This window comes from Halopiger aswanensis (assembly GCF_003610195.1).
GTDB lineage: Archaea > Halobacteriota > Halobacteria > Halobacteriales > Natrialbaceae > Halopiger > Halopiger aswanensis.
The window spans coordinates 671,385-688,368 of the sequence record NZ_RAPO01000001.1; the positions used below are offsets into that span (position 1 = coordinate 671,385).

Annotated in this window: 17 protein-coding genes; 6 read left to right on the forward strand and 11 right to left on the reverse strand. The window is 65.7% G+C overall.

Going from position 1 to position 16,984, the window contains the following annotated elements; genetic code table 11:
• Positions 1-159: a hypothetical protein gene (locus ATJ93_RS23470; protein WP_170155505.1), complete on the forward strand. Its 159-nt coding sequence runs from the start codon at positions 1-3 to the stop codon at positions 157-159.
• Positions 160-246: 87 nt separating this feature from the next.
• On the opposite strand, the gene ATJ93_RS03275 is transcribed toward ATJ93_RS23470, so the two are convergent.
• From ATJ93_RS03275 to ATJ93_RS03285, 3 genes are all read right to left on the reverse strand, one after another.
• The gene (locus ATJ93_RS03275) at positions 247-729 is read right to left on the reverse strand and encodes an adenylyltransferase/cytidyltransferase family protein (protein WP_120243187.1); all 483 of its coding nucleotides are present in this window, start codon (positions 727-729) and stop codon (positions 247-249) included.
• Positions 726-1,223 (reverse strand): Mov34/MPN/PAD-1 family protein, encoded by a 498-nt coding sequence (locus tag ATJ93_RS03280; protein WP_120243188.1) that lies wholly within the window; start codon positions 1,221-1,223, stop codon positions 726-728. Before ATJ93_RS03280 ends, ATJ93_RS03275 begins: the two co-directional genes overlap by 4 nt.
• A gap of 230 nt (positions 1,224-1,453) precedes the next feature.
• Positions 1,454-2,869 (reverse strand): GntP family permease, encoded by a 1,416-nt coding sequence (locus ATJ93_RS03285; RefSeq protein ID WP_120243189.1) that lies wholly within the window; start codon positions 2,867-2,869, stop codon positions 1,454-1,456.
• 141 nt (positions 2,870-3,010) lie between these two features.
• Between ATJ93_RS03285 and ATJ93_RS03290 the strand changes: the two genes are divergently transcribed.
• From ATJ93_RS03290 to ATJ93_RS03300, 3 genes are all read left to right on the forward strand, one after another.
• Positions 3,011-3,457, forward strand: a complete 447-nt coding sequence (locus ATJ93_RS03290; protein ID WP_120243190.1) for a universal stress protein — start codon at positions 3,011-3,013, stop codon at positions 3,455-3,457.
• A 152-nt stretch (positions 3,458-3,609) separates the two neighbouring features.
• Complete coding sequence (locus ATJ93_RS03295; protein WP_120243191.1) at positions 3,610-5,514, forward strand: DHH family phosphoesterase; 1,905 nt, start codon at positions 3,610-3,612, stop codon at positions 5,512-5,514.
• Between the two features lie 296 nt (positions 5,515-5,810).
• Positions 5,811-6,287, forward strand: a complete 477-nt coding sequence (locus tag ATJ93_RS03300; RefSeq protein WP_120243192.1) for a response regulator — start codon at positions 5,811-5,813, stop codon at positions 6,285-6,287.
• Between the two features lie 29 nt (positions 6,288-6,316).
• Here the strand turns inward: ATJ93_RS03300 and ATJ93_RS03305 are convergent, their stop codons facing one another.
• From ATJ93_RS03305 to ATJ93_RS03330, 6 genes are all read right to left on the reverse strand, one after another.
• The gene (locus ATJ93_RS03305; protein ID WP_120243193.1) at positions 6,317-6,640 is read right to left on the reverse strand and encodes a hypothetical protein; all 324 of its coding nucleotides are present in this window, start codon (positions 6,638-6,640) and stop codon (positions 6,317-6,319) included.
• A gap of 87 nt (positions 6,641-6,727) precedes the next feature.
• On the reverse strand, positions 6,728-7,135 hold the full coding sequence (locus ATJ93_RS03310; RefSeq protein WP_120243194.1) for a hypothetical protein: 408 nt from the start codon (positions 7,133-7,135) through the stop codon (positions 6,728-6,730).
• A gap of 113 nt (positions 7,136-7,248) precedes the next feature.
• On the reverse strand, positions 7,249-8,025 hold the full coding sequence (locus ATJ93_RS03315) for a tRNA-dihydrouridine synthase (protein ID WP_120243195.1): 777 nt from the start codon (positions 8,023-8,025) through the stop codon (positions 7,249-7,251).
• A gap of 7 nt (positions 8,026-8,032) precedes the next feature.
• Entirely contained in the window at positions 8,033-9,025 is a 993-nt protein-coding gene (cofD, locus tag ATJ93_RS03320) for a 2-phospho-L-lactate transferase (RefSeq protein WP_120243196.1), read from the reverse strand.
• A gap of 102 nt (positions 9,026-9,127) precedes the next feature.
• On the reverse strand, positions 9,128-10,681 hold the full coding sequence (locus tag ATJ93_RS03325) for a glutamate--cysteine ligase family protein (RefSeq protein WP_120243197.1): 1,554 nt from the start codon (positions 10,679-10,681) through the stop codon (positions 9,128-9,130).
• Positions 10,682-10,931: 250 nt separating this feature from the next.
• Entirely contained in the window at positions 10,932-11,624 is a 693-nt protein-coding gene (locus ATJ93_RS03330) for an archaellin/type IV pilin N-terminal domain-containing protein (protein WP_211334019.1), read from the reverse strand.
• Positions 11,625-11,998: 374 nt separating this feature from the next.
• Here ATJ93_RS03330 and ligA point away from each other — a divergent pair, with 374 nt between their 5' ends.
• On the forward strand, positions 11,999-13,693 hold the full coding sequence (gene ligA, locus ATJ93_RS03335) for an ATP-dependent DNA ligase LigA (protein ID WP_120243199.1): 1,695 nt from the start codon (positions 11,999-12,001) through the stop codon (positions 13,691-13,693).
• Positions 13,694-13,718: 25 nt separating this feature from the next.
• Here ligA and ATJ93_RS03340 read toward each other — a convergent pair whose 3' ends face one another.
• Positions 13,719-14,948 (reverse strand): HD domain-containing protein, encoded by a 1,230-nt coding sequence (locus ATJ93_RS03340; RefSeq protein ID WP_120243200.1) that lies wholly within the window; start codon positions 14,946-14,948, stop codon positions 13,719-13,721.
• Positions 14,949-15,290: 342 nt separating this feature from the next.
• Between ATJ93_RS03340 and ATJ93_RS03345 the strand changes: the two genes are divergently transcribed.
• Positions 15,291-15,533, forward strand: a complete 243-nt coding sequence (locus tag ATJ93_RS03345) for a hypothetical protein (protein ID WP_120243201.1) — start codon at positions 15,291-15,293, stop codon at positions 15,531-15,533.
• 5 nt (positions 15,534-15,538) lie between these two features.
• Here the strand turns inward: ATJ93_RS03345 and ATJ93_RS03350 are convergent, their stop codons facing one another.
• Complete coding sequence (locus ATJ93_RS03350) at positions 15,539-16,921, reverse strand: heme-copper oxidase family protein (RefSeq protein WP_211334020.1); 1,383 nt, start codon at positions 16,919-16,921, stop codon at positions 15,539-15,541.
• Positions 16,922-16,984 lie beyond the last annotated feature (63 nt).

Below are 16,984 nucleotides of genomic sequence, written 5' to 3' on the forward strand. Positions count from 1 at the left end.
ATGTGCAAGTACTGTCTCGAGTGCGAGTGGCAAATCAGTACGTCGGAGGGGTACAGTGAGAAAGAGGTGTCCGAGAAGGCGATCGAACACTTCGTCGAGACAGGGCACACGGTCGACTCGCTGCGCTTGCCGCCGCCGGCCGCGATCATCGAGAACTGAGCGCGCCGTCGGCACCGGTGGGTGGACCGTGATCGGCGACGCGAACGGCTGACCGAGAACGAGACAGCGGCGACGCCGCCTGAACGGCTACCCTCGTCGCTCGAGAATCCGATCGATGATGTGCCGCGTCGAGAGCAGTTCCTCCGCGCCGGGTTCGCGGCCGCTCGCGCGCTCGACCGTACAGTCGACCCCGCGGCGCTCGAGTTCGGCCTCGATGGCGGCCTCGTCGTGGTGCTGGTCGTGGCCCAGCGCGATCACGTCGGGATCGATCTCCTCGATCGGGACGAAGATATCTTCCTCGTGACCTAAGATCGCTTCGTCGACGGCCTCGAGCGCGTCGACGACGTCCCGGCGCTGCGTAGCGGGACAGATCGGTTTCTCCTTGTGATCGACGTTCGCCTTCCGGGCGACGATGACGATCAGTTCGTCGCCCATCGCCGCGGCCTCCTCGAGGTAGTGGACGTGACCGGGGTGGAGGATATCGAAGGTGCCCTGGGCGATGACGGTTCGGACGGCGTCCTCGCTGCCGTCGCTGTGGCCGCCGTCGTCCGCTGTGTCGCCTGCCGTCATCCTCGTAACTCCTCGTCGATGTCGGCCTGCGTGAAATCGAAGAATTCCTCGGTTTCGGGGAGTTCGACGTCGATCACCTGCAGGTTCGTCGGCCGGCCCTGGGAGTCGAAGGCCTTCCAATCGGTCCGGCGGTACGGCGCGCCGATGATGATGTGGACGCTACCGCGGCCGAAGGTCCCCAGGTCCGCGTCGCTCGGTCGGAGAACGCCGTTCGGGTGCGAGTGGACGCTGCCCAACGCCTTCACGTCGTTTGGAATCTGGTTCGTCTTGACGGTCGCGCTGACGCTGTTGGACTCGGTGCCCGGAATGACCAGGATGTCCGTGATAACGAGTCCGTCGCGGTCCAACCCCAACTGATCGGCTTCGGTCCCGCGCAGAAAGCCCATGTACTCGTCGGGGTGAGCCGCCTCCGAGGACTCGATGGCGAACTCGAGGGTCTCCTCGGCGATACCGAGGATCTCGTTCGAGCGAAACAGCGCGTCGAGCAGCCCCATGTCACCACGTCCGGGCTTGCGGTTGCTAAACGTTCCGATGCGCCGACTCCGCGCAGGTGTCCGACCTACGGATCGAGGAACGGTCGACTCCAGTCGCTCGAGTCGAACGAGTTGTGCGAGTCGAGCGAACGGGTAAACGGCGAGAAACGGGTTCGGAACGAAACTGCAGTCGAAAACGACGATACTCGAGAGCGGTACCGGATATCGGGTATCCGGGTATCGTCCCCGAATTACCCGAACGGATACGGGATGATCGACGACACGACGAGCGTCGTAATCAGTCCCGAGACGGAGATGATCGTCGTCAGGACGGTCCAGGTCTTCAGCGTCTCCTCCTGCGTGAGGCCGCCGATTTCCTTGACCAGCCAGAAGCCGGAGTCGTTGTACCACGAGCAGATGTTCCCGCCGGCACCGATGACCATGACGAGGTACGCGGTGCTGACCGACAGCTGGCCGGTCAGCGGCGCCATGATCCCGGCCGCGGTGAGCATCGCGGCGGTTGCCGACCCCTGTGCGATGCGGACGATCGCGGCGATGAGCCAGGCGGTGATCAGCAGTCCGATACCGAACTCCTGGAGGATGCCCGCCAGGTAATCGCCGATGCCGGAGGCGGCGAGCATCGCACCGAAGGCCCCACCGGCAGCCGTAATCGCGGCGATGTTACCACCGCTTTTCAGGGCCTCGGTCAGTTCCTCGCTCCACTCGCTCGAGGTCATCTCGTTGTGACTGTAGAGGACGTAGGCGGCGACGACGGCCGCGAGCATCAGCGCGACGTTCTTCTCGCCGATGAAGACGACGATCGGCTCGATCGAACTGAGCGCCGGGATAACGTCCTGGAACGAGTCGACGACGGTGTAGGAACCGATGAGACCGACCGCGACCAGAATCGGCGAGAGCGACGCGAGCAGGCCGGGTAGGGAACTGGTCGGTCGGTCGGCGACCTCCTGCAGTTCCTCGGTGGTCGTCGCCATGGTGTCGCGCAGCGGAATGTCGAGTCGGGCGTTGATCCAGCGGCCGTAAACGAGGCCGGCGAGGACCACGGCCGGAATCGCCGTTATGAGGCCGATGAAGATCGTCACACCGAGGTCGCTGCCCACCTGGGCGGCGACGGCCAGCGGGCCGGGCGTCGGCGGCACGAAGACGTGTGCGGTCGCCGCACCGGCCCCGACGACGACGAGGAACAGCGTGTAGTCACGTCCCACTCGAGCGCGCATCGACCGCGCGAGCGGCGCCATGAGGTAGAACACGCTGTCGAAGAAGACGGGAATCGCGAGCACGGAACTGCTGCCCAGCAGCGCGATGTCGGAGTTGTCCTTCCCGAGCAGGTTCTGGAACCCGCGGACGATGCGTTGGGCGGCGCCGCTTTCCAGCATCGATTTGCCGATGACGGCGGCGGCGAGGATCGGAATACCGATCCCGGTCATGTTGTCGCCGAACGCCCCCGCGACTTCCGTCGCGGCGTCGGCCGGTGCGAAGTCCGGTACGAACACGGCGTTGACGACACCGACGGTGAAGCCGGCGAGGATCAACCCGATAAATGCCGGAAAGTCGAGCCAGACGAGCAGTGCCACGACAACTAACAGTCCGATGAAGAACGTTAGCAGTGGGCTGTGTGAAAACTCAACACCCTGTAGTGGTATGAACATCGTTCACCAGATACGTTCTCAAAGAATAATTGGTATATTTTATGGAATAGGTGCAACGATTTACGAATTTTCGTTATGTTTTTCGAATATCACTAACTAATACCCTCATATATTTACGTATTTACACTCACAGGGCCGGACATGGACCGAGCACTTGTCGTCGCTGAACCGACGGAAGCGGCTACGGAACTCGCACAGATGGCCGGATCCCTCGCCGAAGCCGGCGATGCAACCGTCGTCCTGATTCACGCGACGACGGACGAGGAGTACGCCGCGCGCAAGCAAGCGATGTCGTCGATCGCCAGTTCGGGCGGAACGTACACCACCGACGACGCACGCGAAGGCGCACGGCAGTTCGCGCAGGATCTCGCAGAAGCGGAGCTGTCCGAGTTCGACATCGAGTACGAAACGGCCGGCTACGTCGGCGAGAAAGCCGACGCCATCCTCGAGGCCGCCGACGACCACGACTGCGACCACGTCTACCTCCCGGGTCGCGAGCGCTCGCCGACCGGCAAGGCGCTGTTCGGCGACGCGACCCAGCGGGTCCTGCTCGAGTTCGACGGTCCCGTCACGGTGCTGACGGAGTAATCGATCACGACGCCGGATCCCGGGCCCGGGCTCGGACTTGGATCCGGGACAGACACCGTTGGTATTCGCAGTCGATTGCACCGCCCCCTCGCGCCGTACCCTGCCCTTCTTGACAAGGGTTATACGCGGCCACCCCCAAACGACGTACCAAGATGACACGAGCGTCCGCCGGAGAACCCGGCGCGGACGACGGGGATTCCGTCGTCTACGATCTCGATGCAGATTGCACCGCAGACGATCTCGAGCAGGACCGAGCCTATCTCGCCGAAATTAACGGTATCGTCGACTACGGCGTCTTCGTCGATCTCTCCGAATCCGTCTCCGGTCTCGTCCACGAATCCGTCCTCGAGGGCACGTTCGCCGTCGGCGACGAACTCGTCGTCGAACTCGAGAGCGTCCGCGACAACGGCGACATGGCCTTCGAGCCGGTCGACGTCGACGATTACACGGTCCGCGAGGTCTCCCACGACTACGCGCTGACCGGCACCGACCGGCTCGAGGCCAACGTCGGCGAACAGATCCACCTCGAAGGCGAGGTCGTCCAGGTCAAACAGACCGGCGGCCCGACCATCTTCCACGTCGCCGACGAGTACGGCGTCGTCCCCTGTGCCGCCTTCGAGGAGGCCGGCGTCCGCGCCTACCCCTCGGTCGAGGTCGGCGACGTCGTCCGCGTCACCGGCACCCCCGAACACCGCGAGGGCTCGGTACAGATCGAAGTCGACGGCCTCTCGAGACTCGAGGGCGACGACGCCGATGAGGCTCGCGAGCGCATCGAAACCGCGCTCGAGGGACGCGCCCAGCCCCACGAGGTCGAGCCCCTGATCGACTGGCCCGCCTTCGAGAAGCTCCGGCCCGACCTCGAGGAGGTCGCCAAGCGACTCCGCCGGACCGTTCTCGAGGGCCGCCCCATCCGCGTCCGCCACCACGCCGACGGCGACGGGATGTGTGCCGCGGTACCGGTCCAGATCGCCCTCGAGCGCTTTATCGCCGAGGTCCACGAGGACGAGGACGCGCCGCGCCACCTCATCAAGCGCCTACCCGCCAAGGCGCCGTTCTACGAGATGGAAGACGCCACGCGGGACCTCAACTTCGCGCTGGAAGACCGCGAGAAACACGGCCAGCAGCTCCCCCTCCTGCTGATGCTGGACAACGGCTCGACGGCCGAGGACGTCCCGGCCTACGAGACGCTGGCCCACTACGACATCCCGATCGTCGCGATCGATCACCACCACCCCGACCCCGATGCGGTGGGCAACCTGCTCGACGCCCACGTCAACCCCTACCTCCACGACGAGGACTACCGAATCACGACGGGGATGCTCTGCGTCGAACTCGCGCGGATGATCTACCCCGACCTCACGGAGGAACTGCGCCACGTCCCCGCCGTCGCCGGCCTCTCGGACCGCTCGAAGGCCGACGCGATGGAGGACTACCTCGCGCTGGCCGCCGAGGAAGGCTACGACGAGGAGCGTCTACAGGACGTCAGCGAGGCGCTTGACTACGCCGCCTTCTGGCTGCGCTACAACTCCGGCGATCAGCTGATTCAGGACCTGCTCCAGATCGATTCGGACGACGAGGACCGCCACCGCAAACTCGTGGACTTCTTCGCCGACCGCGCTCGCGAGGAGGTCGACGAACAGCTCGCGGCCGCGATGCCCCACCTCGAGCACGAGGAACTGGACAACGGCGCCCACCTCTACCGAATCGACGTCGAGAACCACGCCCACCGCTTTACCTACCCCGCGCCGGGCAAGACGACCGGCGAGATCCACGACCGCAAGATCGAGGAGACCGGCGACCCCGTGATCACCGTGGGCTACGGACCGGACTTCGCCGTCCTGCGCTCCGACGGCGTCCGCCTGGACATCCCGCAGATGGTCTCGGAACTCGAGGAGGAAGTCCCCGGCGGCGGCGTCTCCGGCGGCGGCCACCTCGTCGTCGGCTCGATCAAGTTCGTCAAGGGCAAGCGCGAGGAAGTCATCGAGGCGTTAGTCGAGAAGATGGAAGACGCCGAACTCGACGAGGCGCTCTCGAGCGCCGCGCCGATCGACGACTAAGTGACGCACAGGTTTCGGTCGAGACTGTCCCCCGCCTTCGGCTCCGGATCCGTCTCGAGTCCCTCGAGTACGCCGACCGCGTCGTCTGCAGCCCGAAGGGTTACGCGGCCCGACGATCAAGTCGCATCCCGAGTGCCACACTGTTCGGCCTCGAAGCGTGCACCTGACTGCGGCGGCGGCGACGACTACGACTGTGACCGAGGCCCCCCTTCCGACACCGGAGCCCCGCCGACAGCGCCGGCCCGTCCTGAAACCAACTCGCCGACACCGACTGCACTGCAGCATAGACGATTTCGATGATCGATCGCGACGACCCCACTGACCCGCCGGACGTGCTCCTCGTCGATCCCTCGAGCGACCGGATCGAGCGAACGAAACGCGCCTTCCGGACCGAACGGGACGACCTCGCGCTGCACGTCGTTGACGACGACGCCGCATGTCTCGACTTCCTTCAACAGCGAGGCGAATACGAGGACGCCCCCACTCCGGGGCTCGTCGTCTACCGAACCGAACCGTCGACCCTGCTAGACGGCGACTCGGTTCTCGAGACGATCGCCGCCGACGCGGATCTCGCGCGGATTCCGCTCGTCGTCTGTCTCCCAACGGATTCGCCCGCGACCGCGGTCCGGCACGCCTACGACCAGCGGGCGAACGCGGTCGTCGAACAGCCGGCGGGCGAGGACGAAGCGGAATTCGTCGAGACGATGCGGCTGCTCGTCCGGTTCTGGATCGCGGCCGCCCGCTTACCGCCCCAGTCGGGGCCGACCGAGTAAGACACCGATTCTACTGCAGCGGAAGCCAGTTAGAACTGGTACCGCCGCTCGTCGTCCATCGTCGGATACTGATCGGCGCCGGTCATCTGGTCGAAGGTCATTCCTGAGAGGTACTCGTCGTACGTCACGTCGTAGGCCGACCGCAGGTGGAAATCGAGGTTCCCCGTCTCGACGGTCGACTGAAAGAGCATGTGGATCGCCCGGCGGACGAGTTCGTCCGTTTCCTCCGGATCGAGGGCGGTCTCGAGCAGCGCGAGTTCGTTTCGCGTCTCGCGGTCGAGGTCGATCGATAGTTCGTCGCCGAACTCCGAGTACGATGCCTGCACGTCCTCGTTGAGGTCGTCGAGGCTCATGCTCGGATGGAAGCGAGCGCACTGGTTAGGCCTTTCTTCTTTCGCGATCGCTCGAATCGATCGCTCGAGGGACGCGGTGCGCGCGGCTTACTGCGCCGCCAGCCACTCGAGGGCGTCGGCGTCCGACCCGAAGGTGCGGTACTCGAAGTCGGGATCGATCGCGTTCAACTGGTCTTCGATCTCCTCCATGTCCATGCTCGCGATCGCCGAATCGGCGTAGACGCCGGCCCCGTGGCGGACGCCCTGCTCGATCAGCGTCGGGATCCACGTTTCGGCGAGCCACCGCTTGTCCGCATCGTCGTGCGCGGAGATCGATTCGGTGTTGACGACGTACTGGTCGGCGCCTTCGGATGCGATGAAATCCGCCCACGTGCGGGCGATATCCCGGAGTTCCTCTCCCGAGACGAAGGTGTTGTACGTGAAAATCGGGACGTTCTGCTGCTCGTCCAGTTCGATCGTGTACTCGTCGGTGCGTTCGATGAGTTCCGTCGACATCCCTTGGACAGAGCGACGCAGTCCCTAAAACAGTTGTTGCCGATTTGATATCATTCGAAGTGGTTACTGACTGTACTGACTGCCTCCGAGACTGAACGGAAATCGGAGCGAACTCAGGGACGCGCTTCGACGCCGAGCCGTCGATCCACCGCCGAACGGACGCGCTCGAGCACCGCCGGGTTGTCGCTGGGCCGGCCGACGCTGACGGCGTCGGCGCCGTAGTCGACGTACTCCCGGACGGTCTCGTCGTCGCGGACGCCGTTGTTAGCGATCACGAACAGGTCGGTCGCGTCGGCGACCTCGGCGATTACGGGTTCGGAGTCCATCGCGTCGACGTGAACGAACGCCGCACCGGCATCCTCGAGTTGCCCTGAGAGCGCCGCCAGGTCGACGTCCGGCACCTCGGCGCGGACCTTGACGCCGACGGTCGCGCCGGTGTCGGCTGCTGTTTCGACGTACCCGACGAGTCGGTCGGCGTCCTGCAGGAGGGTCTCGCCGCAGCCGACCGCGCACAGTTCGTCCTGCCGGCAGTGGGCGTTGATCTCGAGGACGGCGTCCCGGTCGCGACAGACCCGCGCCGCGTCGGCGATCGGCTCCCGGGTCGCGCTCCGGACGTTGAACCCGGGCTGGATCGGCACGCCCTCGAGGGCGGCGAGTTGACGGTCGATGAACTCGAGCGGATCGGCGGGCAGGAACTCGTTCCGGTCGCGGGCGACGAGCTCGCGTGCGGCGGCTCTCGAGTCCTCGTCGAGGGCGATGCCGCCCAGGAAGGCGGCACCCGCGTAGTCGGCGCCGGCGCGAGCCCACTCGGCGTCGGCCTCGCCGCTCAGGCTGGCGAGCGCGAGCGGCGGGTCGAAGGTGAGTTCGGGTTCCGAGGGGAGTGTGGGCATACTGGTGCTAGCTAACGATTTCGATCGCCTGTTCGATCGCTCGGGTGACGCGCTTCGCGTCCGCGGGCGAGTCGATCTCGATATCCGTCTGGATCGTCGGCCGGTCGAACTCGACGTCGTCACCCTCGTCGACGATGTAGGCGTCGGCGAACGGATACGCGGTCGCCAGCCCGTCGGTGCTCGGTTCGGCGTTGACCGCCTCCATGAGGTCTTCGGCTGGCCCGGAGAAGGCCTCGTCGCCGAGGAACGGCGACACCGCGACGACCGTCGTCTGAGCGAGCGTGTCCGCGACGCCCGGCAGCGCGAGCATCGGCCCGATGCTCGTCACCGGATTCGACGGCCCGATGACGACCGTGTCCTGGAGCGCCTCGAGGACGCCGGGCGCGGGTTCGGCGGTCGAGGAGCCGCGGAACTCGACGTTCTCGACGTCGGGCTCGCCGCGGTGGCCGACCCAGTACTCCTGGAAGTGCATCATCCCCTCGTCGGTGTGGACGAGGCTGGCGACGGGGTCGTCGCTCATCGGGAGGAGATCGACCGAGAGATCGAAGGCGTCGGCGAGGCGCTGGGTGGCCTCGCTCAGCGTGTAGCCCTGATCGAGAAGACTCGTGCGCGTGATGTGGACGGCCCGGTCGCGGTCGCCGATCGTCATGAACTCGGCGACGCCGGAAAAGCGCCGCCAGTTGGCGAGGTCCCGCCCCGTCGTCTGTTGCTCCTCGGAGAGGTACTGCGGCCCCTCGGGGAGGTCCGCGGCGTCGGCGATATCCATCAGCGCCGCGTTCGTCCGGTGCGTGTCGCCCTCGATCCCCCACCACGTCTCCCGATCGAGGACGCCCCCGCCCTGAAAGAGCAGCGTGTCGACGTCCGGCGACACGAACAGCCCGCCGATCTCGATGTCGTCGCCCGTATTGGCGACGATCGTCGTCTCCTCCGGCGAAAATACGGCCCCAGCGCCGTCTAACAACTTCGGCGTCCCGGTGCCCCCGGAGAGGAAGGTTACCATACGCAATACTCTCGAGCGTGGCTACTTAATCGCTTTTGGCTGTTCGGCGGCGAACGGTCGTGGGGCGTGAGTTCCCGCACGGGCCCGAGCCGGCGGCCCGCTTCAGTCGCCGATCCAGTCCGCGAAACTCCCCTCGAGCAGGGTCTCGCGCTGGCGGTCGACGTACCGCCGCTGCATCGTCGTGATGGCGTCGGCGAGGCTCGCGCCGTCCTCGAGTTCGGCGCGAACTTGCTCGCGTTTCCAACTCGCGGGCGTGACGCCCTGTCGAACCCGCCGCCGGAGCGGATAGAGGTACTTCGCGGCCTCTTCCTCGTTCAGGCCGCGGTTCGTCAGCCCGTCCTCGGCGTGGGCCAGCAGGTCCTCGTAGAGTTCGAGGGTATCGGTCGTCTCCTTGCCGTCGTTGGTGATCCAGGTCAGGTCGGCCTCGAGACCGTCGACCATCGCGGCGTAGAAGTTCTCGCGTGCGACCGGCCAGTCGAGTTCCCGGACGGGGTGCTCGAGGCGGGTGAGACTCTGGAGCAGGCCGGCGAAGGCGGCGAGGAAGGCGGTGCCGTCGCGGACGGTCGGCTGGGCGGGGATCGGCCGGAACTCGATGCGAGCGTTGGCCGCCGAACGGGTCGGGCCGCCGAAGACCGGGCGAACCCACCGCCAGTAGGTACCGTGCTTGCGCCGGAAGTGGGGGAACTGGTCGTCGAACCGCTCGCCCTTCTCGACGGGCATCGGAACGATCGTGTCGTCGGTCGCGACGCGGTCGATCGCTTCGTCGACGGTCTCCAGATCGCGGGGGAACCGGACCTTCCCCTCGCCGGTGGTGGGATCGTTCAGGACGGTCTCGAAGACGCTGATCCGGTGTTCCATCCAGCCGTCTGCGAGGATCTCCTCGGGTGTCGCGTCCTCGTCGTACAGATCCGGCGGGAAGAAGGGTGAGTTAACGCCGAGCGCGAGGAGAGGGCCCGCGATCCGCAGCGCGTAGTTGAAGTAGTCCGGGAGGTCGGGCGCGTGGGGCACCTGATAGTGGGGCTGGATCGACGTGATGAGGCTCTCGGGCATGACGGTGTCGGCCTGCAGGGAAACGTGAGGTGCCTCGATGCGCATCCCCGCAGCCTGGGCCTGGTCGGTGTTGGCCATCGCGTGGTAGCGCGCCGAGTCGCTCATGTTCGTCGCGACGCGGATCGCGCGCTCGCTGCCGTCCTCGGCGGTCGCCGTTCGCTCGACGCTGTCCGTCAGGTACGTCGCCGCGTCCTCGCCCTCCGGCGGGATCGTCCAGAGCCCGTCGCTGACCAGTCGCATCCCCTCCGACTCGGAGACGGTCAGCGCCGTTCGCAGCCGAGATTTGACCTCCGACTCCTGGGCGAGGATCCCGTCGGCGTTCAGCGGCTGCGGGCTGGTCGTCATCTCCGCGTTGTGCAACCCGAGTTCCTTCTCGAACCCGATGAGCTCGAGCAGCCGCCGGGGCACCCGCCGGAGCGCGCAGTCGTCGTCCTTGACCGCGTAGAACTCGTACTCGAGGCCGACGATCGCCTGCGGGTTGTCGAAGACGCCGTTCTCGACCCCCTCTTTGATGACCTCGGCGTCTGCCGCGGCCTGCGTTTGATACGTCTCGGCGTCGACCGACAGGACGTCGGCGACCCGCGACGCGAGTTCCTCCTCGGGCATTGTTCTACTCGAGAGTGCGGACGCAACGGTCTTTAAAGCCGCCCTCGACGAACCGATACGGCTGCGATCCGAACCGGACTGGCGACGTTCGAGCGATTCACCGATCAGATAGAATCGGAACGTTCACGTCGGAATACGGTCCGGCGTGAGGGGGAGAGAGCCCGCACACCGCGTTCGTTACAGTCGAAAAATCGGCTCGGAAGACCGATCGTCTGGAACCGAACGATCTCTCGAGTAGCGATTCGCACTCCTAGAGTTGAACGGCTTTTTGCTCTATGAGAGTATGTGGCGGCCGCAACACTTCGATCGTTTGAGCCCCCGAACCGGTCGTAATCGTCAACTCCGCTTCTCCATCGTCGGATATCGGAGTCGGTTGTTCGAGATCGTCGTCGTAGACGAAATCGCTCGATTTCGTAACCGTTCCTAAGAGAATGACGATCTCGATTTCGTCTCCCCGTTCGTCGAGCACCGTATTATCGTCGCCTTTGATCGATCGTGTGAAGAAAACGTTGTCCGAACCGTTTGTTGCGTTCACTTCAGTCGGCAATCCGTTTGCATCGAACCCGTTCGTGTCATAATGAGTTAATATACTGTGATCACTATCGGCATACTCTATTATCGTACTATTGAGGTCGATATTTCCAGCCCCGGGGCTTTTCTTGACTCGTAACCCGACTCGATAAATTTCGTCCGCATCGCTATCAGCTATGGATTCGATGTAGTCGTTCCTCCCAGTCTCACCGGCGGCCGACACTACTTGTAGATGGTCGGATACCTGCGCCGTACTCTCTTCACCAGTAGCTTCCGCCTGAGTCTGGAGAGAACCGGCTGTATCGATCAACACACCCGCAGCGATCGCCGAAACTAGTACCATCGCGATAAACACGATAAGCGTCCCAATACCCACCTGGCCTCGTTGATCCGACACGTCGTCCGTCTTCACAGAGAGTGATGCATCCATTTAGACACGGAAACTCTCCCGCATTCGAGTATGAAATCTTCGGCCAAGTGATGATTGAGCTGACTTATACGGGTGGCGCTACCCGATGAATACCTGTCATATATCGTAGCTACTACTCTCTCGAACGTCGTCGATCGTCGCTTCCCCGTCCACACGCTTCCCGACTCCAATTCGTACTCGTCCCGCATCCGGGCGCTTGCGACCACACTGGAAGCGCGGTTATCGGAAGACACCACGGCATCCGGCGGACAATGATCGAGGGTAACCGAACGAACACACCGCCAGACCCGCGATTCAGTTACATTATCGATAGCGTCTCAGAACCGTTTTACTCCCGCCGACGATAGACTCCGCCGATGCAGTTCGCCACGTTCGCCGACCGCGCCGCCGCGATCGAAGCCGAGCCCGCGGACCTCGAGATCGTCGCCCACGTCACCGACCTGCTCGAGGACGCGGAAGCCGACCTCGAGATCGTCGCCCGATTCGTGCAGGGCCGGGTCTTCCCCGCGTGGGACTCGACGACGCTCGATATCGGCCCGAGCGCGTGTTACGAGGCGATCGCCCGCGCAGCCGGGACGAACGTCGACGCCGACGACGTCGAGGACCGGCTCGCCGAAATGGGCGAGATCGGCGACGTGGCGGCAAGTTACGACTTCGGCGGCCAGCAGGGACTGGGCGCGTTCACCGGCGGTGACGACGGGAGCGGGGACGACCTCACCGTCCGCGAGGTCTACGACACTCTCGCCGACCTCGCGGCCGCCGAAGGGTCGGGCAGCCAGGATCGCAAGGTCGACCTCCTCTTCGGTCTCTTTAACCGCTGCTCGAGCGAGGAGGCCCGCTACCTCGCGCGGCTCGTCCTCTCGGAGATGCGCATCGGCGTCGGCGAGGGGACCGTCCGCGACGCCGTTGCTGAAGCCTTCGACGTCCCCGAAGACAGCGTCGAGCGCGCGCTACAGGTCTCGAACGACTACGGCGAGGTGGCTCGCGTCGCCCGCGACGAGGGCGTCGCGGGACTGGACGCGATCGACCTCGAGATCGGCCGCCCAGTCCAGGCGATGCTCGCGCAGGCGGGAACCGTCACCGACGCCTTGGATGAGTGGGAGGAAGCCGCCGTCGAGTGGAAGTACGACGGCGCGCGGATCCAGTTGCACCACTCCGCCGACGGCGAGACCCGCGTCTTCTCCCGAAACATGGAGGAAGTCACCGACGCCCTCCCCGAAGTTCTCGAGTACGCCGACGAGACCCTCGAGGACCCGGTCATCCTGGACGGCGAGGTCGTCGCCGTCGACGACGACGGCAGCCCGCTCCCCTTCCAGGAGGTGCTCAAGCGGTTCCGCCGCAAGCACGACGTCGAGAAGGCCCGCGAGGAGGTCACCGTCCGGCCGGTCTTCTTCGACTGTCTGCACGCCGGCGGCGAGGACCTGCTCGAGGAGCCGCTGACGACCCGACACGACCAGCTGCGGGCGGTGCTGGCGGACGACGATGCGCCGGAGGACGAAGACGAAACCGACGTGGAGGGCCTCTCCCTGCTCTGGACCGCCGACGACCCCGACGAGATCGAGGCGATCGACGCCGACGCCCTCGAGGCAGGCCACGAGGGGATCATGCTCAAAAACCCCGATTCGGCGTACTCGCCGGGCCGACGTGGGAAACACTGGCGCAAGCGCAAACCCGACGTCGAGACGCTGGACTGCGTCGTCACCGGCGCCGAGTGGGGTGAAGGTCGCCGTGCGAACTTCCTCGGGACCTTCGAGCTCTCGATCCGTGACGGCGACGACCTGGAAACAGTTGGGAAGGTCGCGACCGGCATCACGGACGAGAAACTCGCCGAACTCACCGAGCTGCTCGAGCCCCACGTCGCCGCCGAAGACGGCCAAGACGTCGACCTCGAGCCGGCAGTCGTCTTCGAGGTGGGCTACGAGGAGATCCAGACCTCGCCGACCTACTCGTCGGGGTACGCGCTGCGCTTCCCGCGCTTTTTGGCGGTTCGCTCGGATAAGGAACCCGAGGACGCGGATACGCTCGAGCGGATCGAATCGCTGCGCTCCTGACGTTCGAATTCTCTGTTCTCTGCCGTTAGTCGTCGACGAACTGATCCAGCGTCGTGTCCATCCCGTCGCGAACCTCGCTGACCAGCGCGCCCTCGATGTCCAGCCCGAGCACATCGACGGCGGCCCGGCCGACCCGCTCGCGCATTTCGGGCGGCGAGTAGACGCCGAGGCGCCACTGCGAGTACTGGGCTGCGCGCAGGGCCTCCACGAGCGGCGACTGCTGGCCCAGCCGGCGGATGTCGCCGTTGACCATCACGCGCGTCGTCGACTCCGTCATCGACGGGCGGCTCGGGATATCGAGAATCACGCACTCCTGTTCGACCTCGGCGCGGTCGGCGATTTCGCGCTCGAACTCGCGGACCGACTCGTGGTCGCTCTCGATGACGCCGCCGGGCACGTCGTCGATTTCGGCCCACACGGCTCGCTTGAACAGGTCCCGTTCGTCCAGCCGGCGGGAGAACTCCTGGGTGTCCTCACAGGAGCGCAGGGCGACGACCAGGTCGGCGTCGTCCATCCGCTGGAGGGCCTCGGCGTCCGTGTCGGTCCGCTCGAGCAGGCGTTCGGCCGCCCGGCGGAGCATCGCCTTGCTGATCCGGGCGACGCTGTGGCTGTAGACGGTCGGGTTCATCAGCGCCCGCGCGACCAGCAGGCTCTCGGCGGCCTGGACGTTGCCCTCGTCGAGCACGAGTTCGCCGTCGACGAAGGTCAGTTCCCGAACCAGCCGCTCGTGGTCGATCGTCCCGTAGGGGACGCCGGTGTGGTGGGCGTCCCGCACGAGGTAGTCCATCCGGTCGACGTCGAGCTCGCCCGAGACGAGCTGGCCGAACCGGCCCTCGCCGGCGATCAGGCCGGCGATCCGCTCGGGTTCTAAGTCGTGGTCCCGAAGGACGTCGCCGACCGCGCCGTCCGCGATCAGGTGGTCGACGTCGTCGTGGTACCGGCCCGTCCGTCGGTGGGTCAGCGGCTCGAGGTTGTGGCTGAACGGTCCGTGGCCGACGTCGTGCAGCAGGGCGGCGGCCTGAACGCGTTCGGCCTGCGTGCCCTCGACGTTGAGTTGCTCGAGGGCCTTGCAGGCGAGGTGATAGACCCCGAGGCTGTGCTCGAAGCGGGTGTGGTTCGCGGAGGGGTAGACGAGCGAGACGGTACCGAGTTGGCGGATGCCCCGGAGCCGCTGGACTGGCGGCGTATCGAGGAGGTCCCGCGCGACGGCCTCGACCTGGAGGTGGTCGTGGACGCTGTCCTTGATGACTTTCATTGCCGATAGTTCGTCCGGATCGTACAAAAACTGTCGTGACGGGGACAGGCGACGGCCGTCGGTAGTCGATGGAGAGCGACGAACCTCGTCGTTCGTCAGGCGACCGACAGCACTTTCATCGGCCGCTTCGAACGGCCGCTATGCTCAACCCGTTCGTGATGACGGTCGCGCTGTTCGTCATCGTGATCCTCTGTCTGATCGCGCTGCTGTATATCTCGACGCAGTGGGAGTGAGCCCACAGGGATCGCGAGCGAACCCTGACCTGATCCAGCCGCGGCCTACAAAAGCGCCCGTCACCTGACGCGACGGTGCTTACCCCCGTGGCCGCCGTGGACCGGAACGATGACCGAACTTACTATTCCGCCCGACGCCGACGACTCGCGAGCGAAGGCACTCGTGCAGGAACACGTCGACGTCGGCGACGTCGTCCAGATCTGGGAAGCCGACCGGACCGGCTCCGACGACCCCGAGCACGAGGGGAAAGTCACTGGACTCGAGCCCGGCTACCTCGAACTCGACGGGCAACCGCTCGAGGCGGGAAGCATCCGGTACGACCAGATTCACTCGCTGATTCGGCTCGAGTAGCGGCTTCAGTCGCCGACCTCGCCGACGCCGCCCTCCGCGGACTCGAGTTCCTCTCCGCCCTCGTCGGACTCGAGCCGGTCGTCGGTCATGAGGACGCCGGCGAGTCCGTTCGGCCCGTGCGTGTGGATGGTCAGCAGCACGTTCGAGACGAACAGGACGACGCCGGCGGTTCCGAGGACTGCGCTCCCGACCGTGACAGTCGACGGCAGATCGAACAGCGCCGCGCTCGCGAGTCCGACGAGCGCGACGACCGTGAGCGCGAAGTCAGCTCGCTCGAGGCGGTCGTCGTAGAGGTCGTCGATCATCGGCACCTGCTCGAAGCCCAGCCGGTCGCTGTAGCGCTCGTGCCAGATGATGAATGGAACGATGTGGTAGAGCGAGCCGACGACGACGAAGCCGAAGACGCCGAAGAGTAAGATGTTGGCCGCGTCGGGGTGACCGAACACCGTCTCGCCGGTCGGCTCGAGCCACCACGCGGGAACCGTCAGGAACGTCCACGCGTACAGCGAGGCGACGACGACCCAGTAGCGGTCGGTCATCGGCGAGCGCTCAGCGGTTGACCCCGCGAGCGCGCGGACGATGACCACTGTGAACGCGACGAGGCCGGCCAGCAGGGCCATCGCGCCGACCTGCGCGACGAGGTCAGTCCCGGCGGCGCGGCCGACCGCGAACACGAGGAGGCCGGTCGGAAAGAGGGCCTGCTCGAGTTGGAGCAGTCGACCCTCGAGCGCTCCGAGGTCCCACTGGGCGAACATCTTCGTGAGCTGCAGCAGCGCGCCGACGACGGTGGCGAGCACGGCGCCGTACAGCGCGAGCGTGGCGTGGAGCAACCGGACGTCGCCGCGAACGAGCGCCACCGCGTCGAACGCCGGGCGCGTGAAATCGACCGCGAGCAGGTAGCCCAGCGGTGCGACGAGGGCGAAACACGCGAGCGCGATCGCGAAGTGGCGCTCGGTGAACTCGAGCGGCCGCGCCTCGAGCAGCGTCCGCCCGACGTTGTAGACGAACAGCCAGATCCCGAGCAGGATCGGCGCGGCGACGACCGGCAGCCACGCGAGTTCGCCCGCGAGCAGGACGCCGACAAAACCCAGCAGGCCGACGACGACGAGCCACAGTTGGGCGACGGCGAGCCGTCTCGAGTGGATCGAAACGCCCGACCAGACGGGGACGAACTGGGTCATCGCGCCCATGATCGTCACGGCGATCCACCCCAGCAGGACGACGTGGACGAACGCGAGGGTAGAGAGCCCGGGCAGCGTCGTGACGGTCAGGGCCGTTCCGCCGACGACGCCGGCGACGAGAAACGCCAGCGCGAGCACGAAGTGGCGAAACGGAATCGCCATCGGCGGTTGCTGATCGGTCCGTAACCCGCCAGGCATCCGGTTCATACGCGATCGTTTGGCCCCGATCGTCGTTCGATTACTCCCGAACACGTTCGGAGTCGGGTTTTC